The organism is Nocardioides sp. NBC_00163 (genome assembly GCF_045206295.1).
In the GTDB taxonomy this organism is placed as follows: Bacteria; Actinomycetota; Actinomycetes; order Propionibacteriales; family Nocardioidaceae; genus Nocardioides.
On record NZ_CP108155.1, the window covers coordinates 5,116,498 to 5,139,080 of the forward strand.

A 22,583-nucleotide genomic window follows, 5' to 3' on the forward strand; every position below is an offset into this window, starting at 1 on the left:
GCGCCGTCCCCCGGAGGGAACGGCGCCACGTGGCGTACGGATTCAACCTCAGTGGCTGAGGGGCTCCTCGATCGCCGAGTGACGGTGATCGTCGAAGTCGTGACCGTCGACCTGGTGACCCTCGTGGGCGGCCAGCTCGTGGGCCTCGTGCTCGGCGTGGTGGTGCGCCTCGCTGAGCTCCTCGGGGGTCGGCTTGTCCACGTCGTGGTCGTAGTAGAAGGCCCGGAGCTTCGCGCGGAACGTCGGCTTGCCGTTCTTCTTCAGCTCCGGCTCCTCGCCGGCCCGGCCGCGGTCGCGGACGGTCATGGCGTAGGCCTCGTCCACGGGAAGCGGGAGGTGCTTCTCGTGGTAGGCGCCCTCCGGCGTACGGATGACCGTGCCGGTCTCGTAGCCGTGCAGCAGCTTCTCGTTGTCGTGACGCTGCAGCGAGATGCACCAACGACGCGTGATGATGAACGCCGCGATCGGACCCAGGAACACGAACGCCCGCAGGAAGTAGGTGATCTGGTTGATCGAGAGGTCGAACTTGATCGCGATGATGTCGTTGCCGCCTGCGGCCCAGAAGCCCGCGTAGAACGTCATCAGCGCGACGAACGTGGCGGTGCGGGTCGGGGCGTTGCGCGGGCGCTGGAGCAGGTGGTGCTCGCGCTTGTCGCCGGTGATCCAGGCCTCGATGAACGGGAGCATCAGCACGACCATCCAGGCCGCCATGGGCAGCACGATGACCGGGAAGAAGATGTTCCACGACCAGGTCGAGCCCCAGAAGTGCGACTCCCAGCCCGGCATGATCCGCAGCGCGCCGTCGGGCCAGCCCATGTACCAGTCAGGCTGCGAGCCCGCGGTGACCTTGGTCGGGTCGTAGGGGCCGAACTTCCACACCGGGTTGAGCGAGAAGAAGGCGCCGAGCAGGGCGGTCACACCGAAGGTGATGAAGAAGAAGCCGGTCATCTTGGAGATGTAGTTCGGCACCATGGGGTAGCCGACGACGTTCTTCTCGGTGCGTCCGGGTCCAGGCCACTGGGTGTGCTTGTGGTAGATCAGCAGGATCAGGTGGGCACCGATCAGCGCCAGCAGGATCGCTGGGATCAGCAGCACGTGGATCGTGAACAGGCGCGGGATGATGTCGTCGCCTGGGAACTCGCCTCCGAACAGGAAGAACGAGAGGTACGTCCCCACGATGGGGATCGCCATCATGAACCCGTCCGCGGCCCGGATGCCGGTGCCGGAGAGCAGGTCGTCGGGGAGCGAGTAGCCGGTGAAGCCCTCGAGCGTGCCGAGGAGCAGCAGCGTCGCGCCGATGACCCAGTTGATCTCACGCGGCTTGCGGTGCGCGCCGGTGAAGAACACGCGCATCATGTGGATCATCATCGAGGCGATGAACAGCATCGCCGCCCAGTGGTGGACCTGGCGCAGCAGCAGGCCGCCGCGTACGTCGAAGGAGATGCGCAACGTCGATGCCATCGCCTCGGACATGTCGATCCCGCGCAGCGGCGCATACGACCCCTGGTAGGTGATCTCAGCCATCGAGGGCGTGAACCACAGGGTCAGGAAGACGCCGGTGACGAGCAGGACCACGAAGCTCCACAGCGCGATCTCACCCAACATGAACGACCAGTGGTCGGGGAAGATCTTGCGGGAGAGGAACTTGCTCAGGCCACCGATGCCGAGGCGCTCGTCGGCCCAGTTCGCGGCCGCGCCCGCCTTGGTCGGCTTGCCCGCCGGGGCAGCGGCTTCGGTGCCGTTGCTGGCGGCAACCTTGGACGTGTCGGTGCTCACTGTCCGCCCTCCTTGTAGCCGAACTGCTCAGCATCGGCGGCATAGTCCTTGGACCAGTCGTCGAAGATCTCGTCGATGTCGTAGGTGTTGCGTTCCCAGAAGCTGACGCCCACAGGCTCAGGGTAGTCCGAGAGGGCAACGAGGAAGCCGTCCGCGTCGACGCCCAGGGGCAGCTGCGGGAGGTGGCGGCCGGCCGGCCCGAAGATGACCTTGCCGTGGTCGGCGAGGTCGAAGGTCGACTGGTGGCACGGGCACAGCAGGTGGTGCGTGGTGCGCTCGTTCAGCGAGATCGGGCAGCCGACGTGGGTGCAGATCTTGGAGTAGGCCACGATGCCGTTGACCGACCAGTTGCGGGTCACGTCGTTGTCGATGTCGTTGGGGTCCATCCGCAGCAGGATGGTGGCCGCCTTCGACTTGGCGATCTGCAGCGGCGCGCCGTGCAGGCTGCCGTCGAAGATCGTCGCCGGCTCGGCGTTGACCAGGTCACCGATCTCCAGGTCGCCCGGACGGATCGGGGTGCCGACCACGTCGCGTACGACGCGCACGCCGGCATCCCAGACGGTGTGCTCGAGACCGGCGCCGGGGTAGGGCTGCGCCTCGGTGATCTGGGCGTTGGTCTCGCCCAGGTCCCTCAGCATCACGATCGCGGGCAGGCCGAGCAGGGCGGCCGAGCCGATCATCGCGTTGCGGATGAACGGCCGGCGGGCCATCCCGGACTCGTGCAGCGCCGCCTTGAGGTCGGCGATGGCGGCCTCGCGAGTCGCCGGGGAGGACGCCGCGGGGTGGCGCTCCTCGGAGACCTCGATGTCGACGACGAGCTTGCGGGCCCACTGGATGACGCCGATGCCGAGGAAGAGGAGCGCGAAACCGAGGCTCGCACCCAGGGCCAGGTTGGAGGCGCCGAAGCCCAACCACACGTCACCGTCGTATCCCGGCTCGATGGCGAAGTACGCAACGACGAACAGCACCGAGCAGAGCGCGGAGAGACCGAAGAAGGCGCTCACCTGGCGCTCGGCGCGCTTCTCCGCCTTGGGGTCGACGTCGGTGGGACGCCAGTGATGCTCGTGCATGCCCGGGTCGGGCAGCAGCGCGTCGGTGTGCGCGTTGAGCTCGGGGTGCGAGTCGTCGTGCTTCTCGATCTCGCTGAGGTCGCTGCTCACTTGGCAGATCCCTTCTTGGTCTGGTTGGTGCGCGTGGTGTGCGCGGCGATCCAGGTGGCGAAGGCCACCAGGACGCCGAGCCCGACCACCCAGGCGACGATGCCCTCGGTCACCGGACCGAGCGAACCGTTGTTGAAGCCGCCGTAGTCGGGCTGCTCCTTCATCGTCTCGATGTAGGCGATGACCGCCTTCTTCTCCTCCGGGCTGATGTTGCCGTCGGAGAAGGTGTCCATCGACTGCGGACCGGTCAGCATCGCCTGATAGATGTGCTTCGGGTCGGTGTTGAGGATGCTCGGAGCCTCGCCGCCGCGCGGCATCGCGCCGCCGGCGCCGGTGAAGTTGTGGCAGGCGGTGCAGTTGGTCAGGAAGATCTGGCCACCGAGGGCGACCGCGGCCTCCCTCTCTTCCTCGGACTCGAAGGTGTCCGGGTCGTACTGCTCCGGCTCCGGGACGGCCGGGCCGGGGCCGAGGCTGGCGACGTACGCGGCCAAGGCGTCGATCTCGTCCTGGTTGAAGCTGGGGTCCTTGACCTCGACCTGGGCGCCGGGCTGGGCCATCGGCATCCGGCCGGTGCCGACCTGGAAGTCGACGGAGGCGGCACCGACACCGATCAGGGAGGGGCCGTAGAGCTTCCCGTTCTGGGTGGTGATGCCCTCACCGTTGGAGCCGTGGCAGGTGGAGCAGTTGATCATGAAGAGCTCTTTGCCCTCGGCGACGAGAGCAGCGTTGTCCTTCTCCTGCTCGGCCTGGGAGGCCGGGGCGAGCGCGGCGTACGCGCCGCCGGTGCTCAACAGGGCGACCAGGAGCACGGCGGCACCGGCCAACGGGCGGCGACGGTGCCGCGACAGTCGACCGACGGAGCGGTTCAGTAGACGCACATTCAGTCCTTGGTCACTTGAGGAGGTAGATGGTCGCGAACAGGCCGATCCACACCACGTCGACGAAGTGCCAGTAGTAGGACACGACGATCGCGGAGACGGCCTGCTCGTGGGTGAAGCGCTTGGCGACGTACGTCCGGCCGAGCACGAACAGGAAGGCGATCAGGCCGCCGGTGACGTGCAGACCGTGGAAGCCCGTCGTCAGGTAGAAGACCGAGCCGTAGGGGTCGTCGGGACCGGTGATGCCGCGATTGAGGGCGATGCCCTCCTGCACCAGGGCGGCGTACTCGGTCGCCTGACCGGCGATGAAGACCGCGCCCATGAGGTAGGTGAGGATGAACCACTCACGCAGGCCCCACAGGCGGATCGCGAGCAGGGAGCCCTTACGTCCGACCTGGCCGCGCTCGGCGGCGAAGACGCCGAGCTGGCAGGTGAACGACGACAGCACGAGGATGGTCGTGTTGACCGCCGCGAACGGGATGTTGAGCCCGGAGGTGTTGGCTTCCCACACCTCGGGGCTGACCGCGCGGATCGTGAAGTAGGCCGCGAACAGCGCCGCGAAGAACATCAGCTCGCTTGCGAGCCAGATGATCGTCCCCACGCTGACCATGCTCGGACGGTCGTGATGCCCGTGCAGGCGGGCTGTTGGAAGAGTCGATACTGTCGCCACGCCCGCCATTATGTCCTGCCCCTTTCCCAGAGTCTTCTTGGGACCCTGTGTGTCGTGTTTCAGGGAGCTGCTACACCTCTAGACACCGCTCAGGTTCTGTGTGTGACATGTGGCCTCAGGGCATGGTGTTGGCGCTAGCATCGGGGTGTGACCGACACCACCTCGAATTCACTGAAGATCCTCGTCTACAGCGACGACGTCGACGTACGCAAGCAGGTGATCCTCGCTCTGGGGCGCCGCCCGCACCCGTCTCTGCCGGAGGTGGAGTACGTCGAGGTGGCCACCGAGCCGGCCGTGCGTGCGCAGCTCGATGCCGGTGGCCTGGCGCTGGCCGTGCTCGACGGGGAGGCCGCGCCGGCCGGCGGGCTGGGGATCGCCAAGGCGGTCAAGGACGAGGTGAAGGACGCTCCGCCCATCGTGGTCCTCATCGGTCGTCCTCAGGACGCATGGCTCGGCACCTGGTCGCGTGCGGAAGCCACCGTGCCGCACCCGCTCGACCCGTTCGAGCTGGCCCGGACGGTCGTGGGACTGCTGCGGCCCGTTAACGTTGACGCATGACGTCCGCGCCCCACTCCTGGCCCGAGGTCCTCACCACGCTGGTCGCGAGACAGTCCCTGTCCGCGCACCAGGCGGCGTGGGCGATGGGGGAGATCCTCTCGGGAGAGGCGACGCCCGCACAGATCGCCGCCTTCGCGGTGGCGCTGCGTGCCAAGGGCGAGACCGTGGACGAGCTCGCCGGGGTCGCCGACGGGATGCTGGCCAAGGCCAATCCGATCTTCGTGCCCGGGCGCGTGCTCGACATCGTCGGCACCGGTGGTGACCGGTCCTTCTCGGTCAACATCTCCACGATGTCCGCGATCGTCGCGGCCGGCGCCGGGGCCAAGATCGTCAAGCACGGCAACCGGTCCGCCTCCTCCAAGTCGGGATCGGCCGACGTGCTCGAGGCGCTCGGCATCCGGCTCGACCTCGACGTCTCCCGGGTCGGCGAGGTCGCCGAGGAGGCCGGGATCACCTTCCTGTTCGCGGCGGCCTTCCACCCCGCGTTCCGGCACACTGCTGTGGCCCGTCGGGAGATCGGCATCGCCACCGTCTTCAACCTGCTCGGCCCGCTGACCAACCCGGCCCGCCCCGCGTCCTCCGCGATCGGCTGCGCCGACGCCTCCGCCGCGCCGGTCATGGCCGGCGTCTTCGCCCGCCGTGGCGTCGACGCCTGGGTCTTCCGCGGCGACGACGGCCTCGACGAGCTCACCACCACCACGACCTCGCACGTGTGGATGGTCTCGCAGGGTGTCGTCACCGAGGCGACCGTCGAGCCGCTCGACCATGGCATCGGCCGGGCCACCGCCGAGGACCTGCGCGGCGACGACGCCGCCTACAACGCCGCCGTCGTCCGTCGCCTGCTCGCCGGGGAGAAGGGCGCCGTACGCGACGCTGTCGTGCTCAACGCCGGTGCTGCTCTCGCCGTCCACGACGCCGGGTCCGGCAGCGTCGACGAGCGGCTCGCGGGCGGCATCGCTCGCGCGGCCGACGCGATCGACTCCGGTTCCGCTCAGGCTGTGCTCGACCGGTGGGTTGCCGCGACCGCTCGCTGAGCTACTCGGCTACACACGACGGGCTTGCGCCCGTTAGTCCAGGCCGATGGAGAAGGCGGCTTCCAGGTCGACCTGGGAGTAGGTGCGGAAGGCGATGTGGGTCTCGGTCTCGAGCACGCCGGGGACCTTGTTGACCTTGTCGGCGACGACGTTGGCCACGTCCTCGTGCGCACGGACGCGCACCAGGGCGATCAGGTCGATCTGGCCGGTGACGGAGTAGACCTCGCTGACACCGTCGATGGCGGCGACGGCCTCGGCCACCTCGGGGATCTGGGAGACCTCGGCATTGATGAAGACGATCGCTGTGATCACGCAGGTCACGTTAGCGGATCGTCCTAGAGCGCCGCTGCCCGCCGGCCGGCACCGCCGATCGGACAGGTCCACTCGCCCTCGACGTGGGCGAGGCGTACGCCTGGGGACTCCAGCCAGCGCAGCACCAGCTCGGTCTCCTCGGCGCTCGCGGCGGGCACCGGACCGGGGGCGGCCAGGACCGTCTCGGCGCTGAGCTGGAGGTCGGCGACGTAGGCGTGGGCGCTGGCCTCACGCGGGATCACCCCGGCCCCGGCGAGGCGCCCGTGACGGACCACGTGGACCGCCCAGCGGCCGTCGTCCTCACGCCGGATCGCGGTGAGGTCGGGCAGCCGGGTCAGGCCGGTGAGCCGTTGGGCGCGCGCGGCGGCGCGCAGGTAGGAGGTCAGCCGGTCGCGGTGGACGGCCGCCTCCTCGAACCGTTCCTGCTCGGCCAGGCCGGTGAGCCGCTCGGTGACTTTCTCGACCACCTCGTCGGGCCGGTGGAGGAGCGACTCGCGGACGCGGGACACCAGAGCTGCGTAGGTCTCGGAGGGGATGCTCTGGTCGCACGGGCTCAGGCAGCGGTGGAGCTCGGCGAGGACGCACGGGGTCCGGTGCGGCAGCAGCGGGAGCCGGTCGGAGCACTGCCGGATCGGGAAGGTGTCGTGCAGCGCCTGGAGCGCCTTCTCGGCGACCTTCTTGGAGCCGAACGGGCCGAGATAGTCCGCGTCATCGTCGAGCACCTGCTTGACCAGCGACAGCCGGGGCCACGGCTCCTGGGTGAGCTTGACGAAGTGCATCTTCTCCGGGCGTCGCGAGCGGCGGTTGTAGGGCGGCTTGTGCTCGGCGATGAGCCGCAGCTCGCGCACCCCCGCCTCCAGCGCCGTCGCGCACTCGATGCCCTGCACGGTCGTTGCCAGCCCAACCATCTCGCCCATCCGCGAGCGCGTCTCGGAGGCGGTGAAGTAGGTGCGTACGCGGGTGCGGAGGTCCTTGGAGGTGCCGATGTAGAGCGCCCGGCCCTTGTCGTCCTTGAACAGGTAGACGCCGGGTGCGTGCGGCAGGTCCTCGGCCAGATGGCGCTTCTTGCGCTGGGCAGTGGTGACCTTGGCAGAGAAGACGGCCAGGTCCTCGAGAGTCTGCACGCCGATGTTGCCGAGGCGCTCCATCAGGCCGTGGAGGACGTCGACCGTCGCGCGGGCGTCGGAGAGGGCGCGGTGGTTGGGGGTCGTGGGGGAGCCGAAGACCCTGGCCAGCGAGCCGAGCTTGTGGTTGGGCGCCTCGTCGCGGGTGACCACCCGGCGGGCGATCTTCACCGTGTCGAGCACCTCGAAACGCGGCCAGGGCCGCTCCTGCTCGGCGGCGAAGTGCTTGAGGAAGCCCACGTCGAAGGGGGCGTTGTGGGCGACCAGCACACAGCCCTCCGCGAACTCGAGGAACGCCGGGAGCACCGACTCGATGGTGGGGGAGGAGGCGACCATGGAGTTGGTGATCCCGGTCAGCACGGCGATCGAGGGCGGGATGCCGGTGTGGGGGTTGACGAGGGTCTGGAACTCGCCCAGCACCTCGCCGCCGCGCACCTTGACCGCGCCGATCTCGGTGATCATGCCGCCGTTGTCGGGGCTGTTGCCGGTGGTCTCCAGGTCGACCACGCAGAAGGTCAGGTCGCGCAGCGGCCTGCCCAGCTCGTCGAAGCCCCGCTGGGCCTCCCAGCCTCCGGTGGCCTGCTCGCGCTGGCGACGGGCCACGGCACGGGCCCGCATCTCCTTCCGCGCCTCCCTCACCGCTGCCGTGCTCATGCGAACACATTAGCGAGTGCCGCCGACAGTCTTTGCCCACTAGGGTGTGGCAGCGACAGGGGAGGTGTGGGCGATCGCTGCGAGAAACAGCGGCACCGAGGGGTCGACGTCCGGCAACGAGGACCGTCCCTGGGCGCGCTGGTTCGCTCGCTCGGGAAGGTTGCAGGCCGAGCCGGCCGAAGCCGGCGAGCAGTCCAGGACCCTGCTGAGCGAGGACGGACAGACCGCGGCGCTGCGGTTCAACGAACGCGTGCTCGACACGCTGACCGGCGATCTGGCCGGCCTGGTCGAGTACGTCACCGTCCTCGACGGCGCCAAGGCCGACGAGGTCCTCAACACCCAGAAGCTGATCGACAACGCCTTCGCCCGGGTCTCGGCCCAAGGTGTCGACCGGTTCGTGGCCTGGCTCGCGGAGCTGCGTACGCAGGGCCATCCGGCGATCGCGGTCCAGGCGCTGCACGCCTATGGCCGGCTCGCGGACGGCGATCTGGCCGCCGTGGCGACGTCGCTTGAGTCCGCCGCGGACCGGGTGATCCTGATCGCGGCCGCGGCGCTGCACCGCCCGCCCGAGGACGCGGCCCGGCTCGCGATCGAGACCGAGCACGACGCCTCCATCGCCTACGCCGTCATCCATGACGTACTCCGTCAGCGGACCGTCCCCGACATCGCCCGGTTCCTCCGGGCGCTGCACCTGCTCGGGGCGCCGGACCTGGTCAACGACACGGTGAAGCAGTTCGCAGCCCCTGCCAGCGGTCGCTCGAACCTCGACAAGGCCCTGCTCTACGTCGCGCTGTGCGCCAGCCCGAGGCTGAGTGAGATCGCCCTGGACCTGCTCTGGCGCACCCTCGGCGCGATCGGTGACCTCGGCCGGGCGCCGGGTCCCGCCCAGCAGCAGGATCTCGTCGCGGCGTTCTGGGAGCTGTGCCCGGGCGGCCGCGTGCTCGAGGACTGGTTCAAACTGCGTCTCGACGGCAGCGAGAACGCCGAGGAGGCGCGCGAGCACGTGGTGCTGCTGCTGCGGGGCAGCCGGGGACCCGGCCGCGACAGCCTCCTGGCAGCGATGGCCGGCGACGCGACGCCGATGAACCTCAAGCGCATCTGCGAGACCCTCATGGAGGAGGGCGACGAGGCCCAGGCGGCGATGCTCGTCCGCGCGCTCGCCCACAGCGGCCACATCGAGCGGCTCGGCGACTTCCTCGACCGCTGGTCGTGGGCCCAGCCGTCCGCTGAGACCACCCGGAAGCTGCTCCACTGGGTGCTCACCCCGGAGGGCGCGGACCGCGAGCCGATGGCGTCCGCCGTCGTGGAGGGCATCGCCGGCTATCTCGCCGATGGCCACGGCAAGACGCTGGGCGAGGACCTTCGTCGCCACGCCGCGACCCTGGTCCGGCTCCGCCCCGCCGAGGAGATCGTGGGTCTGCTCGGGCACGTTCCCTCCCGGGTCGGCAGGCGGGGCCGGTCGGCCGTCGCCGCCGACGTCGGCTGGCGGCTGGCCGAGGATCTGCTCGTCTACCCGGCACCGACCGAGGAGACGTACGTCGCCTGGTACGCCGAGTGCCTCGCCGCCCTCGAGTCGGCGGGGTTCACCGACGCGGTGCGTACGTCCTGGCATCACCTCGCCGACGAGGCGATCAACCGCCGTGGCGCCGGGCCTACGATCGCCGAGACCGCCCACCAGCTCCTTTGCAAGGAGCTCGCCGGCACGGCCGACCGGCTGCTGATCCGCTATCTCGACCAGGCGCAGAGCGTCACCCCCACCGACATCGTCGGCATCACCACACGGCTGCGCCTGCACCGCTATCCGGAGGCGAGTCGCGCCGGGGTCCTGCGCCGCTCCGTGGGGCGGTGGCAGGACCGGGCCCGGGTCGATGCCGTGGTGGAGGCCCTGATCGCCGCCGGCCAGGAGGAGGAGGCCGAGTGGGTCAGGGCCGGGTCGTCGTGAGCCGGGTCTGCCTGAGGTAGCGGCGCCCCGCACCGACGAGGAGGACGAACGCGCCCGAGGCGACGATCATCACCAGGGCGCGCAGGCTCCACACGCTCCACACGGAGTCGTCGTCGATCCGGTGGCGGACGGCGCTCAGCAGCGTCAGCGCGACCAGGTACAGCGCCAGCACGACGAACGGGCGGTTCGCCGGGTCGCGCGAGACCAGGCGCGCGCCGTGGTTCTTCGCGTCGTACCAGCCCAGGCCGGGGACCCGGAGATGATGGAGCCAGGGGAGCACGAGCAGGACGAGCGATCCCCAGCCGATCACCGCCACGCCCTTCCACACCCGGTCCCACGCGGACTCGTTGACGACCAGCGCGATGGCGACGAAGGCTGCGTACGCCGCGAACGGGAGGAGTCGCTGGGCACCCGTCCCGAGCAGGTCGGAGCGCACGGCCAGGACGACGCAGGTGACCGCGTACAGGATCAGGATCGGGATGGTGTTGAGCACGGCCAGGGTCTGCCAGTCGCCGCCCACCGCGACCAGGACTACCAGCGCGAGCACCAGGTTCACGAGCAGGATCAGCCAGAACGAGTCGCTGGTGCGGCCGGGGAGCCGTGATGCCCGCGGCTCGTGCAGGCCGCTGGGGACGTACCTCTCCGCGCTGAGCGCGTAGACCTCGCGGCTGAGGGCGTAGGTGAACACGATGCCGGACCCGATCGGCGCCAGGATCGCGGCGATCCGGACCAGCACGACCAGCCAGTCGAGCGGCGCTCCGGCCAGCGTGGCCGCGTCGGTCAGGCGCGCGTACGAGGTGCCGTGCTCGGCCCCGGACCCGGCCATGTGCTCGGCGTAGACCAGCTGGAGGGCGGAGTAGAGCAGGAACGAGCCGACGACCGTGCCGTAGACCGCCCAGCGCACCCGCCTCGCCACCTCGCGACGGCCGCCACGGACCTCGCCGGTCACGTCCAAGGGCGCCTGGAAGCCGATGTAGGCGTAGATCACGCCGCTGGTGATCAGCGCGCTCAGCACGCCGGTCGAGGTGGGCCCGGCGGCCGGTCCCGGGCCGGTGAGGGGAGCGGGGACGGCGAGCGCCAGGCACACCACGAAGACCACCGGGATGGCGATCTTGAGCAGCGTCAGGGCCGCGTTCGTGCGGAGGACGAGCCGCCGGGGCAGCAGGACGAAGGCGATGATCGCGGCAGTCACCAGCACCGCCAGGGTCGATCCGATCCCGGTGAGCCCGCCGTCGCCTGCCAGGGCGGGGACGATCTCGGCCAGCCCGTTGACCGCCGCTGCCGCCTGGGCCGCCGGGTTGATGGCGTACGAGATCCACAGGGACGCCGCGAGGATGATCACCACCAGCGGCCCGAAGGCGTCGTGCGGGTGGAACAGCAGCCCGCCGGTGCGCTGGGAGATGAGCCCGAACTCGACCATCACGACCGCGATCGTGAGCATGAGTACGCCGCCCGCGGCCCAGCCGAGGAGCGCGGCCTCGCCCAGGCTCTCGTGGAGGGTGGGGACGGCCAGGAGCCAGCCCGATCCGATGACGCCGCCCGCGGCGAGACCGACGACCTCGACGAGGCTCAGCTTGTCGGCCTGATCGGCGGGTCGCTCGTCCCTCTCGTCCTTCGCGGGCTCATCGTGGGCCACGGGAGCAACAGGTGTGGTGACGGACTCGGCCGGTTGCGGAGCGGGAACCGCGGGAACCTGCGCCCGTCGCATCGCCTCGAAGGCGATCGCGGTCATCAGGCCCCCGACGGCCGCGACCCAGAAGCTCGACTCGTGCAGCAGCTCGCGGAATCCCGGCGACTTGAGGGCGTTGAGCTGGACGCTGCCGTAGATGGACATCACGAATCCCGCGGCGCACAGGATCATCCTGGCGATCGCGCTGAGGGTGTGCCGCACGCGCTGGTCTCCCACTCCCGATGATTCGAACGTCGGGAGAACCTATCGAATCAGGCCGGTGTGGCGCAGGAAGCCTGCTGGATCAACCGAGCAGGGGCGAGAGCGAGGAGAGCGGGACGGTGCGGGCGCCGGCGCGGCGTACGTCCTTGACGACCTCGGCGTCGTCGGTGGCCACCAGGATGACGCGGCCCGCGGGCTCGGCGTCGACGAGGTCGCGGATGACGTCGTCGGCGATGACGCCCTCGGGGGAGAAGAGGACCTTGACGCCGCGCGGAGGCACCGCGGTGGGGCGTACGGATGCGGAGTGGGCATCGAAGACGACGGTCGTCTCCGCGCCGGTGCGGGCGGCGATCGGCGCGATCGCCCGCAGCAGCCGCAGCCGCTGGGCATCGAGCGCCGAGTCGGGCCACAGCGCCTTGGAGACGTTGTAGCCGTCCACGATGAGCCGGACCCGCGGCATCGCCAGGAACTGCTCGAGGTGGGCGCTGCTGGTGACCCCGGCACCGGCGGCGGCGTCCGCGGAGGCCAGCTCGGCCTCCACCCGCTCGCCCGGGGTGCCGGTGACAGGCGGCAGCGCCAGCTCGCGACGCAGGCCACCGGCCGCGTCGAGCAGCGTGTCGAGCAGGAACCGGGCGCGCAGCGAGGCGTCCTCGCGGTCCGTCTTGGACGTACGCCGCTCGGCGGCCGCCTCGCGCTCCAGCTTGTCGATCTGGCTGCGGAGCTGACGCAGCTGGCGGTCACGCGCGGCGACCTCGTCCTCGGCGCGGGCGAGCGCCGTGCGGGCCTCGGTCAGGGCCTCGTCCAGCCCCGTGCCGGCCTCGCGTGCCGCGGCCCGGGCCTCGCCGAGCTTGCGTCGCAGTGCGGTGTTGTCGGCCTTGAGGTCGTCGAGGCGGGCCTTGCGGTCGGCACGCACCTCGCGGAGCTCGTCCTCGGCCGCGGCGAGCTTGCCGCGCAGCCGGGCGACCTCGGCGTCGACCACCGGCACCGCGGCGGCCTCCAGCCGGTCCAGGGCCTCCTTGAGCGAGACCTCCCAGCCGTCGGGGCGGATGAGCCAGACGACCGCGGCCGCCTCGGCCGGATCCTCGGGGAGGACCACGTCGTCGGAGGAGCCCTCGGAGACGTACGCCGGTCGCAGCTGGCTGCCGACCTTCTCCCGGACCTCGTCGTCGCTCTCGAGCACCGAGGCGATCATCGCGCCGCCGGCCTTGGCCCGCCGGGCGGGCGCGAAATCCGCGATCCGCTTGAGCGCGGGCGGCAGACGCGCCACGTCGGGAAGCACCCCGGCCGTGAGCGCGACGATGCGCCCCCGGACCGTGTCGGGGAGCGTCGCGTACGCGGAGACCTCCATGCTCCAAGTGTAGGGACCCGGTCCGCGATCGCCGCCTCGAATACCGTGCTGCGATGGTGATGACACGCCGGACGCAACCGGACGAAAGCAAAAATGTCGGTGCTCGGTGAGACCGTCACAACATGACGACGAGAATCGACTGTGACACCTGCCTCGTGCGGGGACTGGCGTGCCACGACTGCGTGGTCACCGTGCTTCTGGGGCCGCCTCCGGAGCTGACCATCGAGGACGACGAGCGCCGGGCGCTCGACGTGCTGGCCGAGGGTGGACTGGTCCCGCCGCTTCGCATGGTGGAAGGGATGTAGCCGAACTTTTGGGCGTGGGTGGTTGGCAGGTGGGGGATGCCGTCGGCTAGTGTGCGCAGGAACTTGGCGCTCGTGGAAGTGGGTCAACCGGCCCACGCGAGTGTCGCGCTTAGTCCAGGCCCGCTTCGGGGCGGGCCAGGAGCCGGGGAACCACACCGGTCGTACGCCGTGAGAACGGAGTGCGATCACCTGGGGTGCATCCGCCGCAAGGGCGATCTGGGAGACCAGATCGAGGAGCGGTGGTAAGGCAGGTCGTGCCTGAACCCGTCAGCTCACCCGGTAGGCGTCAACGACTACACACAAGGAGACCGTCCGCTCGTGACACGCGACCGGAAGCGACTCATTGCCGGAGCAGCCGGCATCGCCGCCATCGGTGTCGCCGGGATCATTCCCGCAGCGACCCCCGCCCAGGCAGACCCTGACATCGACGACGTTCGCAAGAAGGTCGACAAGCTCTACACCCAGGCCGAGGCGGCCAACGAGGACTACAGCAACGCCAAGCTGCGGCTTCAGGACCTCAAGGACCAGCTCGACGACCTCAGCTCCGACGAGAAGCGTCAGAGCAAGGAGCTCGACAAGATCCGCGCAGAGCTCCGTGACTCCGTGCTGCGGCAGTTCGAGGGCTCTGACGTCTCTGCCGTCGGCCAGGTGATCACCTCCGAGGACCCGCAGGAGTTCCTCGCCGGTCTCTCCACCGTCTCGTCCTACAACGCGCTGCAGGCCGACCTGCTCGCCCGGTACAACACCGAGGCGGAGGCCCTCCAGGTCCGCCGCGAGGCCACCGAGGACGCCAAGTCCCAGATGGCCAAGGTCAAGACGACCATGCAGCAGAAGAAGAGCGAGATCGACAAGAAGTACGAGGCGGCCCAGGCCGAGCTCGACGAGCTGGAGGCCGATGAGCTGGAGGAGTTCCAGTCCACCGACACCAGCATCCCGGGCAACCTGCCGCCGCCCTCGGGCCGCGCCAAGGCGGCCGTCGACTACGCCCTCGCCCAGGTCGGCGACGCCTACGTCTACGGCGCCACCGGCACCGAGTCGTGGGACTGCTCGGGCCTCACCATGGGTGCCTGGGGCCAGGCCGGCGTCTCGCTCCCGCACTCCTCCTCGGCGCAGTACAGCAGCGGACCCCAGGTCTCGCGCGACCAGCTCGCCCCCGGTGACCTGGTCTTCTACTACAGCCCGATCAGCCACGTCGGCATCTACATCGGCAACGGCATGATCGTGCACGCCTCCAACCCGAGCACCGGTGTGAAGGTCTCCCCGATGGACGAGATGCCCTACACGGGCGCCGTCCGCCCGGGCTGAGCTTGACCCAGCACCCCGAAGAGGCCGATCGTTCGCAGGTGCGAACGGTCGGCTCTCTTCTTTCCCGTCCGGCCCTTATCGGGGCCGGGCTCGTGCTGGTGATGCTGCTCGCCGGGTTCGTCGGCTGGCGGCTGACCGGCGGGGGCGAGTACGTCGCGCCGACCCCGAGCAGCGCGCCGGTCGTGCGCGCCGACACCGAAGGCGCCAGGGCCTCGCTGGCGGAGCTGGTCGACGGCGTACGTGACGGGGCGGAGCCCGAGGGAGAGGACGCCGCCTCGGTGGCGGTGCGCAACGCTCGGGCGATCGGCATCGGGGACGTCACCGCGAGGTACGTCGCCGAGTCGGGCAACGTGGAGCCGGACGGCTCCTGGACGGCCGACGTCGAGATGTCGTGGCGCACGCCCGGCGACCCGGCGCTGACCGAGGAGCTGAAGGTCGGCTTCGACGCCGAGGGCGCGATCACCGGGTTCTCGGCGGCCCAGGGCACCCGGCTGCCGCTGTGGCTCAGCGGCCCGGTCGAGGTGCGCCGCACCGGCTCCACCCTCGTGGTCGCCCAGGCGTCGGCCGAGGTCGCCGACCGCTACGCCGAGCTGGCCACCACCGCTGTCGCCGGGGTCCGCAAGGTGATCCCCTGGAAGGACCCGCGCCTGGTCCTCGAGGTGCCCGCGAACGGCCTCGACTCCGCGCTCGGCGCGCAGCCGGGGACGTACGCCGCCGTCGCGGCGGTGACCGCGACCGTCGACGGATCCACGAAGGCCGGGACGCCGCTGCACGTGTGGGTCAACCAGGGCGTCATCGGCGATCTCGACGCCCCCGGCGCCCAGATCGTCATCACCCACGAGGCCACCCACGCGGCCACCGACGCCGCGACCAACACCCGCCGGCCGATGTGGCTCGTCGAGGGCTTCGCCGACTACGTCGCGCTCCGCGACACCAAGCTGCCGCTGTCCAAGACCGCCGGCCAGATCCTCGCCCAGGTCCGCGAGAACGGCGCCCCCGACCACCTGCCGGGCAAGGCCGAGTTCAACACCCGCTCGGAGCACTTTGGCGCGGAGTACGAAGCCGCCTGGCTCGCCTGCGAGGTGCTTGCCGAGGCCGGCGGTGAGCAGGCCCTGGTCGACCTCTACGAGGAGACCGGTCGCGGCATCGGCCTGGAGAAGGCGCTGCAGGCCGGCTTCGGCTTCGGGGAGGACGAGCTGACCGCCCGCTGGCGGACTCATCTGTCACACTCGGCTCGATGACGGGGGCAGAAGTGAGCGAGCGTCAGCGAGTGAACCATGCGTATAACACGCCGCCGCGTCCGTATCCTGGCGCTTGCGCTACGGAGGTGGCGGCGTGAGTGCAACGCGGCGTACGTCCTGGGTGGTTCTCGTCCTCGGCGCGGTGGCGTTCGTGGTGCTCGCCTGGACGTTGATCCCGTGGCATCCCTTCCCGGGCGGCGCGCTCGACCTGCCCGACGAGCGTGACGTGTTCACGCCCGAGGAGCTGGAGCGGATGCTGGCCTACTCCGGCACCGCTCGCTGGATCAGCCGGGCCTCGCTCGTCGTCTCGTTGGTGGTCGCGTGCGTGCTCGGGTTCACGTCGCTGGGCCGGCGTCTGGTGGCGCGGCTGCGTGGGCCGTGGCTGCTCCGGGTGGTGCTCGCCGTCGCCGTGGTCACGCTGCTCGGCTGGATCGCGACGCTGCCGTTCGGGATCGCCATCCACCGGCTGCAGATGCGCTACGGGCTCTCCCGGCAGGCGTGGGGGCCCTGGCTGGGCGACTCGCTGCTGAACCAGGTCGTCGGCATCGTCACCACCTCCGTGGCGTTGCTCGCCCTCTTCGCCTGCATCCGTCTCAGCCGGCGTTGGTGGCCCGCCGTCGCCGCCGCCATGGTCGCGGCCCTGGTGGTGGTCGGCTCGTTCGTCTACCCGGTCGTCATCGAGCCGCTGTTCAACGAATTCGAGCCACTGCCGCGCGGCCAGTTCCGGACCGAGGTGATGGCGATCGCCGAGCGTGAGGGCGTCGAGCTCGACGACGTCCTGGTGGTCGACGCCTCCCGGCGTACGACCTCGCTCAATGCGTACGTCACCGGCTTCGGCTCCACCCGCCGAGTCGTCCTCTACGACAACCTCGTCGACTCGCAGCGGGGTGCGGCCGCGCGCGGCGCCGTCCTCTCCGTCGTCGCCCACGAGCTCGCCCATGCCAAGCACGACGACGTCCTGGTCGGCACGGTCATCGGCGCCGCCGGCGCGGCCGCCGGCGTCGGCCTGCTGGGCCTGCTGCTGTCCTACCGCCGCCAGGACGAGTACGCCACCCCCGAAACCGTCCCGATGCTGATGGCGGTCTTCGCGCTGGCCAGCGTGCTGGCGATGCCGATCCAGAACGGCCTCAGCCGACACGTCGAGGCCCGCGCCGACGTCGACGCGCTCCACGCCACCGGCGACCTGGAGTCATTCATCCAGCTGCAGCACGATCTTGGTGCCCGCTCGCTCTCCGACCCGTCACCGCAGGCCTGGTCGCAGTGGTGGTTCGGCTCCCACCCGACGACCCTGCAGCGCATCGCGATCGCCCATCGGGTGCTCGACTGACAGAACGCCGAGTCGGCTCGTCCTCACCGAAAACACCGCCGAGTCGGCTCGTCAGAACGAGCCGACTCGGCGTGGTTCTACTTGCTGTAGAGCGCGTCGACCTCGTGGCTGAACTCGCGCATGACCACGTTGCGCTTGAGCTTGAGGCTGGGGGTGAGCTGGCCACCCTCCTCGGTCCAGGACTCGGGGATGATCGCGAACTTGCGGATCGACTCCGCCTTCGAGACCGCCTTGTTGGCGTCGTCGACGGCGCTCTGGATGGCGGCGCGCAGGTCCTCGTCCTCGACGAGGTCCTCGATGTTGCCGGACTTGCCGTTGGCCTCGGCCCAGGTGGGCAGCGCCTCGGGGTCGACGGTGACGATCGCGCCGATGAACGGCTGGCCGTCGCCCACGACGATGCACTGGTCGACGAGCACGTGGGCGCGCAGTCGGTCCTCGAGGACGGCCGGGGCGACGTTCTTGCCGCCGGCGGTGACCAGGATCTCCTTCTTGCGGCCGGTGATCTTGACGAAGCCCTCGTCGTCGACCTCGCCGAGGTCGCCGGAGTGGAACCAGCCGTCCTCGGTCTTCGCGTCCGAGGTGGCGGCCGGGTTCTGCCAGTACTCCTTCAGCACCTGGCCGCCCTTGAAGAGCAGCTCGCCGTCATCGGCGACACGCACCGAGGTGCCGGGAATCGGCCGGCCGACGGTGCCGATCTTGAACGCCTCGGGCAGGTTGACGGTGAGCGCGCCGGTCGTCTCGGTGAGGCCGTAGCCCTCCAGGACGGTGACGCCGATGCCGCGGTAGAAGTGGCCCAGGCGGTCGCCGAGGGGTGCCCCGCCGGAGATCGCGTAGGAGCAGTTGCCGCCGAGCGCGGCGAGCAGCTTGCCGTAGACGAGCTTGGAGAACAGCTTGTGCTTGGCGGCGAGCAGGAACGGCGCCTTGCCGGTCTCGGTGGCCCGGGAGTATTCGATCGCGACCTCGGTGGCCATGTCGAAGATGCGGCCCTTGCCGTCGGCGACGGCCTTCTGCGAGGCGGTGTTGTAGACCTTCTCGAACACCCGCGGCACGGCCAGCACGAAGGTCGGCTGGAAGGTGCCGAGGTCGGCGACGAGGTTCTTGATGTCGGGGGTGTGGCCCAGACGGGTGCGGGACGTGATGCAGCCGATCTGGATGATCCGCGCGAAGACGTGCGCGAGCGGCAGGAACAGCAGCGTGCTGCGGCCCTCGATGTTGAACAGGCCGTCGAGCGAGTCGACGACGACGCCGAGCTCGAACATGAAGTTGCCGTGGGTCAGCACGCAGCCCTTCGGGCGGCCGGTGGTGCCGGAGGTGTAGATCAGCGTCGCGGCGTCGTCGGGGGTGACCGCGCTGCGGCGGGCCTCGAGCTGCTCGTCGGTGATGTCGGCCCCGAGCTTGACCAGCAGGTCGACGGCGTTGTCGTTGATCGACCACACGCTGTTGAGCGCGGTGCAGGCCGCGCGGACCTCGCTGATCCGGCTCATGTGGCCGGCGTCCTCGGCGATGATCGCCACGGCGGCGGAGTCCTGGAGGATCCACTCGATCTGCTCGGCCGAGGAGGTCTCGTAGATCGGCACCGTCGTCGCGCCGGCGAACCAGACCGCGTAGTCGATCAGCGTCCACTCATAGCGCGTCTTCGAGAGCAGCGCGACCCGGTCCCCAGCACCGACACCCGCCGCGATCAGTCCCTTGGCGACCGCCGAGACCTCAGCGAGGAACTCGGACGACGTCACGTCGACCCAGGAGCCGTCCGCGCCGGGCCGGCTGAGGACGGCGGCATCGGGTGCCTCGGCGGCGTTGCGCACGACATCGTCGCTCAGACTGCCGGTGGGGGGAACAACGTACGTCGCGGGCGTGGAGAACTCACGCACAAGGGCCTCCGCATACTGATGGTAGGTGGGTTCGAACCGGAGGTTACCCCCGTCACAGCCCGACCATTTCACCGGGATGCTATCCGGTACGCTCCATGGCACCTAGCAAGTCAGGGAGTGAGGACACCACCGATGGCCGATCAGACCACCTCGACGATCGTGATCGAGGCCGCGCCCTCGGCAGTGATGGCGGTGATCGCGGACTTCAAGTCCTATCCGGCCTGGGCGAAGGGCATGCAGGAGGTCAGCGTCCTCGAGACCGGCGTCGACGGGCGGGGCGAGCAGGTCCGGTTCGTGCTCGACGTCGCGCCGATCAAGGACGAGTACACCCTGGCGTACGACTGGGACGACGACCGCCAGGTGACCTGGTCGCTGGTCAAGGGCAACCTGCTGCGGTCGATGGACGGCGCCTACGTGCTGCGTGATCTCGGTGGTCGCACCGAGGTCACCTACCGGCTCGCGCTCGACCTGAGCATCCCGCTGATCGGCATGCTCAAGCGCAAGGGCGAGAAGGTCCTGATCGACACCGCGCTGCGAGGCCTCAAGCAGAGAGTCGAGAAGCAGGGCATGCCTTCGTGAGAATCCTTCTCTTCACCGGCAAGGGCGGCGTCGGCAAGTCGACCGTCTCGGCCGGCACCGCGGCGATGTCCGCGGCCCGCGGCCTGCGCACCCTGGTCCTCTCGACCGATGCCGCCCACTCCCTGGGCGATGCGTTCGCCATCTCCGACGGGCACAGTGAGAGTGCGTTGGGCTCGGAGCCGGTCCAGGTCACCGAGCACCTCTACGTCCAGCATGTCGATGCCCAGCGCCGCTTCGAGGAGTCGTGGGCGGAGGTGCAGGGCTATCTGCTGAGCGTCCTGGACACGATCGGGGTGGACCGGATCGCCGCCGAGGAGCTGACCATCATCCCCGGTGCCGAGGAGGTCTTCGCGCTCCTGGAGCTGCGCCGGATGGCGGTCTCGGGGGAGTGGGACACGATCGTGGTCGACTGCGCCCCGACCGCCGAGACGCTGCGGCTGCTCGCCCTTCCTGAGGCCCTGGGCTGGTATCTCGAGCGCATCCTCCCGGTGCAGCGCAAGATGGTGAAGGCGCTCAAGCCGGTGCTGACCAAGGCCGCCGGGGTGCCGATGCCCGGCGACTCCGTCTTCGACGCCCTGGTGCGGCTCCACGACGAGCTCGCGGAGGTCCGTGCCCTGCTGTCCGGCCCCGAGGCGTCCGTACGCATCGTGCTGACCCCCGAGCGGGTCGTGCTCGCTGAGGCACGACGGTCCTGGACGACGCTCTCCCTCTACGGCTACCGCGTCGACGGTGTCGTCGCCAACCGGATCTTCCCGGCCGGCGGCTCCGACGACTGGCGCGCCGGCTGGGTCAAGGCCCAGGACGACGTGCTCGGCGACGTCGGCGCCTCCTTCGAAGGCCTGCCGGTCTGGCGCTCGTTCTACCGGCCGACCGAGCCGGTGGGGGTCGAGGACCTGCTCGAGGTCGCCGAGGCAGCCTATGCATGGACGGGAAGCGTCGACCCGCTGGCCGTCCCCGAGACCGAGGCTCCGTTCCGCACCGAGACCACCGGCGACGCCACGATCGTGCATCTGGCGCTGCCCGGGCTGGCCCAGTGGGTCGCCCGCGACCAGGTGCAGCTGGGCCGCAACGGCGACGAGCTGGCGATCACCGTGGGTGCCTACCGGCGCCTGCTGACCCTTCCTGCCGCACTCGCCCGGATGCGCGTCAGCGGGGCGCGGGTCGAGGGCGGGGAGCTGCGGGTAACGTTTTCTCGTCAGACGACGAACACCGAGAGCGAGTTATCGTGAGCGAGCAGCGCCACGAGTGGGCGGACGAGCCGTTGGGGTCGACCGCCGAGGAGCTCGGCCGGCTGATGGAAGCCATCGGCGAGTGGGCCAAGGACTCCCGGATCGGCCACTTTACCGAGGCGGTCGGAGAGCATCTCGATACCGGGGCACCGGAGTGTGCCTACTGCCCGCTGTGCCGTACCGTACATGTCCTCCGGGAGTCGAGTCCGGAGGTCAAGGTGCACCTGGCCAGCGCTGCCGCGTCGCTGATGCAGGCCGCGGTCACGGTGCTCAATGCGGCGGCCACGAGTCCGGGTGCTGGCCCTAGTGAAGGCGAGGATGCTCACAGTGATGGCGTGCGGGCTGAGGAAGATGCGACCCGGGACTGGGCGCAGCGCTCGGAGAAGGTCGAACGGATCGATCTCGACGGCTGGAGCTGAGGCATGACGACGACGAAGAAGCTCGCCTGTGGTGTCGACGTCGGTGGCACCAAGATCCTCGGCGGCGTCGTCGACCACGACGGCAACATCATCGAGGACCACCGCGTCGAGTCGCCGGCGAAGAGCCCGGAGGCCATCGAGGCCGCCATCATCGAGGTGGTCCTGGAGCTCAAGACCCGCCACCCGATCGAGTGTGTCGGCATCGGCGCCGCGGGCTACATCGACAAGGGCCGCTCGACGGTCATGTTCGCGCCCAACATCGCCTGGCGCGACGTACCGCTCAAGGAGCGCCTGGAGAAGGTCCTCGAGCTGCCGGTCGTGATCGAGAACGACGCCAACGCGGCCGCGTGGGGCGAGTTCGAGTACGGCGCGGGTGCCGAGGTCGACAACATGATGCTGGTGACCGTCGGCACCGGTGTCGGCGGCGGCCTGGTGCTCGAGGGCGAGCTCTACCGCGGCGCCTTCGGCGTCGGCGCCGAGATCGGCCACATGCGGGTCGTGCCCAACGGCCACCTGTGCGGCTGCGGCAACCGCGGCTGCTGGGAGCAGTACGCCTCGGGGTCGGCCCTGGTGCGCAACGTCCGCTCCGCCGCGCGCGGCGGCTCGCTGCTGGCCCGCGACGTCCTGGACCGGGCCGAGGGTGACCTCGACAAGATCAAGGGCCCGCTGATCACCGAGGCGGCCCGCGACGGGGACGCCTTCGCGATCGAGGCGCTGACCGACCTCGGCGTCTGGCTCGGCGAGGGGATCGCCTCGATCGCCGCCGTGCTGGACCCGGCCGTGGTGGCCATCGGTGGGGGAGTGGCCGAGGCCGACGACCTGCTGCTCGGGCCCGCTCGGCGTGCCTTCCAGGCTCAGCTGACCGGCCGCGGACACCGGCCGATGCTCGACGTCCGCAAGGCGACGCTCGGCAACCAGGCAGGTTTGATCGGCGCCGCGGACCTGGCTCGCAAGTGAGCC

Annotated in this window: 20 protein-coding genes and 1 riboswitch; of the genes, 11 read left to right on the forward strand and 9 right to left on the reverse strand. The window is 70.1% G+C overall.

What is annotated here, in order from left to right:
• Window positions 1–48 precede the first annotated feature (48 nt).
• Genes OG801_RS24535 through OG801_RS24550 form a run of 4 tightly spaced genes read right to left on the reverse strand, consistent with a single transcriptional unit; the run spans window position 49 to window position 4,415 of the window.
• The gene (locus OG801_RS24535) at window positions 49–1,776 is read right to left on the reverse strand and encodes a cytochrome bc complex cytochrome b subunit (RefSeq protein WP_406031741.1); all 1,728 of its coding nucleotides are present in this window, start codon (window positions 1,774–1,776) and stop codon (window positions 49–51) included.
• On the reverse strand, window positions 1,773–2,936 hold the full coding sequence (locus OG801_RS24540) for a Rieske 2Fe-2S domain-containing protein (protein WP_406031742.1): 1,164 nt from the start codon (window positions 2,934–2,936) through the stop codon (window positions 1,773–1,775). The genes OG801_RS24535 and OG801_RS24540 overlap by 4 nt, the downstream gene beginning before the upstream one ends.
• Entirely contained in the window at window positions 2,933–3,814 is an 882-nt protein-coding gene (locus OG801_RS24545) for a cytochrome c (RefSeq protein ID WP_355017961.1), read from the reverse strand. The genes OG801_RS24540 and OG801_RS24545 overlap by 4 nt, the downstream gene beginning before the upstream one ends.
• A gap of 13 nt (window positions 3,815–3,827) precedes the next feature.
• On the reverse strand, window positions 3,828–4,415 hold the full coding sequence (locus OG801_RS24550; protein WP_406031743.1) for a heme-copper oxidase subunit III: 588 nt from the start codon (window positions 4,413–4,415) through the stop codon (window positions 3,828–3,830).
• 216 nt (window positions 4,416–4,631) lie between these two features.
• Between OG801_RS24550 and OG801_RS24555 the strand changes: the two genes are divergently transcribed.
• Both OG801_RS24555 and trpD read left to right on the forward strand, forming a co-directional pair.
• A complete protein-coding gene (locus OG801_RS24555; protein ID WP_355017959.1) occupies window positions 4,632–5,042 on the forward strand; it encodes a hypothetical protein in 411 nt (136 codons plus the stop codon).
• A complete protein-coding gene (gene trpD / locus OG801_RS24560; RefSeq protein ID WP_355017958.1) occupies window positions 5,039–6,076 on the forward strand; it encodes an anthranilate phosphoribosyltransferase in 1,038 nt (345 codons plus the stop codon). Before OG801_RS24555 ends, trpD begins: the two co-directional genes overlap by 4 nt.
• Window positions 6,077–6,109: 33 nt before the next feature.
• On the opposite strand, the gene OG801_RS24565 is transcribed toward trpD, so the two are convergent.
• Both OG801_RS24565 and OG801_RS24570 read right to left on the reverse strand, forming a co-directional pair.
• The gene (locus tag OG801_RS24565; protein WP_141803873.1) at window positions 6,110–6,388 is read right to left on the reverse strand and encodes an Lrp/AsnC ligand binding domain-containing protein; all 279 of its coding nucleotides are present in this window, start codon (window positions 6,386–6,388) and stop codon (window positions 6,110–6,112) included.
• Between the two features lie 23 nt (window positions 6,389–6,411).
• Entirely contained in the window at window positions 6,412–8,130 is a 1,719-nt protein-coding gene (locus OG801_RS24570) for a DEDD exonuclease domain-containing protein (RefSeq protein WP_406036300.1), read from the reverse strand.
• 82 nt (window positions 8,131–8,212) lie between these two features.
• Between OG801_RS24570 and OG801_RS24575 the strand changes: the two genes are divergently transcribed.
• A complete protein-coding gene (locus tag OG801_RS24575) occupies window positions 8,213–10,108 on the forward strand; it encodes a hypothetical protein (RefSeq protein WP_406031744.1) in 1,896 nt (631 codons plus the stop codon).
• On the opposite strand, the gene OG801_RS24580 is transcribed toward OG801_RS24575, so the two are convergent.
• Window positions 10,089–11,999, reverse strand: coding sequence for an APC family permease (locus tag OG801_RS24580; RefSeq protein WP_355017955.1), 1,911 nt, complete (start codon window positions 11,997–11,999; stop codon window positions 10,089–10,091). The two genes, OG801_RS24575 and OG801_RS24580, sit on opposite strands and share 20 nt — an antisense overlap.
• An 82-nt stretch (window positions 12,000–12,081) precedes the next feature.
• On the reverse strand, window positions 12,082–13,347 hold the full coding sequence (locus OG801_RS24585) for an NYN domain-containing protein (protein WP_406031745.1): 1,266 nt from the start codon (window positions 13,345–13,347) through the stop codon (window positions 12,082–12,084).
• Between the two features lie 122 nt (window positions 13,348–13,469).
• On the opposite strand from OG801_RS24585, the gene OG801_RS24590 reads away from it, so the two are divergent.
• The 4 genes from OG801_RS24590 to OG801_RS24605 all read left to right on the forward strand — a co-directional run bounded on the left by OG801_RS24590 (window position 13,470) and on the right by OG801_RS24605 (window position 17,525).
• Complete coding sequence (locus OG801_RS24590) at window positions 13,470–13,652, forward strand: hypothetical protein (protein ID WP_091049976.1); 183 nt, start codon at window positions 13,470–13,472, stop codon at window positions 13,650–13,652.
• Between the two features lie 96 nt (window positions 13,653–13,748).
• A riboswitch (cyclic di-AMP (ydaO/yuaA leader) is annotated at window positions 13,749–13,953 on the forward strand.
• A gap of 17 nt (window positions 13,954–13,970) precedes the next feature.
• Window positions 13,971–14,957 carry an NlpC/P60 family protein gene (locus OG801_RS24595; RefSeq protein WP_355017953.1) on the forward strand — a complete coding sequence of 329 codons (987 nt, stop codon included), beginning with the start codon at window positions 13,971–13,973 and terminating at the stop codon, window positions 14,955–14,957.
• Between the two features lie 38 nt (window positions 14,958–14,995).
• On the forward strand, window positions 14,996–16,198 hold the full coding sequence (locus OG801_RS24600) for a hypothetical protein (RefSeq protein ID WP_406031746.1): 1,203 nt from the start codon (window positions 14,996–14,998) through the stop codon (window positions 16,196–16,198).
• Between the two features lie 94 nt (window positions 16,199–16,292).
• Complete coding sequence (locus OG801_RS24605; RefSeq protein WP_406031747.1) at window positions 16,293–17,525, forward strand: M48 family metallopeptidase; 1,233 nt, start codon at window positions 16,293–16,295, stop codon at window positions 17,523–17,525.
• A 77-nt stretch (window positions 17,526–17,602) separates the two neighbouring features.
• Here the strand turns inward: OG801_RS24605 and OG801_RS24610 are convergent, their stop codons facing one another.
• Window positions 17,603–19,396, reverse strand: a complete 1,794-nt coding sequence (locus tag OG801_RS24610; protein WP_406031748.1) for an AMP-dependent synthetase/ligase — start codon at window positions 19,394–19,396, stop codon at window positions 17,603–17,605.
• A 132-nt stretch (window positions 19,397–19,528) separates the two neighbouring features.
• On the opposite strand from OG801_RS24610, the gene OG801_RS24615 reads away from it, so the two are divergent.
• The 4 genes from OG801_RS24615 to OG801_RS24630 are packed head-to-tail and all read left to right on the forward strand — an operon-like array spanning window position 19,529 to window position 22,580.
• Window positions 19,529–19,975 (forward strand): SRPBCC family protein, encoded by a 447-nt coding sequence (locus tag OG801_RS24615; protein WP_406031749.1) that lies wholly within the window; start codon window positions 19,529–19,531, stop codon window positions 19,973–19,975.
• Window positions 19,972–21,204, forward strand: coding sequence for an ArsA family ATPase (locus OG801_RS24620; RefSeq protein WP_406031750.1), 1,233 nt, complete (start codon window positions 19,972–19,974; stop codon window positions 21,202–21,204). The genes OG801_RS24615 and OG801_RS24620 overlap by 4 nt, the downstream gene beginning before the upstream one ends.
• Complete coding sequence (locus OG801_RS24625; RefSeq protein ID WP_160024370.1) at window positions 21,201–21,623, forward strand: DUF5304 family protein; 423 nt, start codon at window positions 21,201–21,203, stop codon at window positions 21,621–21,623. The genes OG801_RS24620 and OG801_RS24625 overlap by 4 nt, the downstream gene beginning before the upstream one ends.
• 3 nt (window positions 21,624–21,626) lie before the next feature.
• Window positions 21,627–22,580 (forward strand): ROK family glucokinase, encoded by a 954-nt coding sequence (locus OG801_RS24630; protein ID WP_406031751.1) that lies wholly within the window; start codon window positions 21,627–21,629, stop codon window positions 22,578–22,580.
• The last annotated feature ends 3 nt before the right edge of the window (window positions 22,581–22,583 follow it).

What these genes read in the sequence shown, in the direction of transcription:
- trpD (WP_355017958.1), top strand. Translation starts at nt 5,039, where the DNA reads ATGACGTCCGCGCCCCACTCCTGGCCCGAGGTCCTCACCACGCTGGTC.
- OG801_RS24570 (WP_406036300.1), bottom strand. Translation starts at nt 8,130, where the DNA reads ATGCGGGCCCGTGCCGTGGCCCGTCGCCAGCGCGAGCAGGCCACCGGA.
- OG801_RS24585 (WP_406031745.1), bottom strand. Translation starts at nt 13,347, where the DNA reads ATGGAGGTCTCCGCGTACGCGACGCTCCCCGACACGGTCCGGGGGCGC.
- OG801_RS24590 (WP_091049976.1), top strand. Translation starts at nt 13,470, where the DNA reads ATGACGACGAGAATCGACTGTGACACCTGCCTCGTGCGGGGACTGGCG.
- OG801_RS24615 (WP_406031749.1), top strand. Translation starts at nt 19,529, where the DNA reads ATGGCCGATCAGACCACCTCGACGATCGTGATCGAGGCCGCGCCCTCG.
- OG801_RS24630 (WP_406031751.1), top strand. Translation starts at nt 21,627, where the DNA reads ATGACGACGACGAAGAAGCTCGCCTGTGGTGTCGACGTCGGTGGCACC.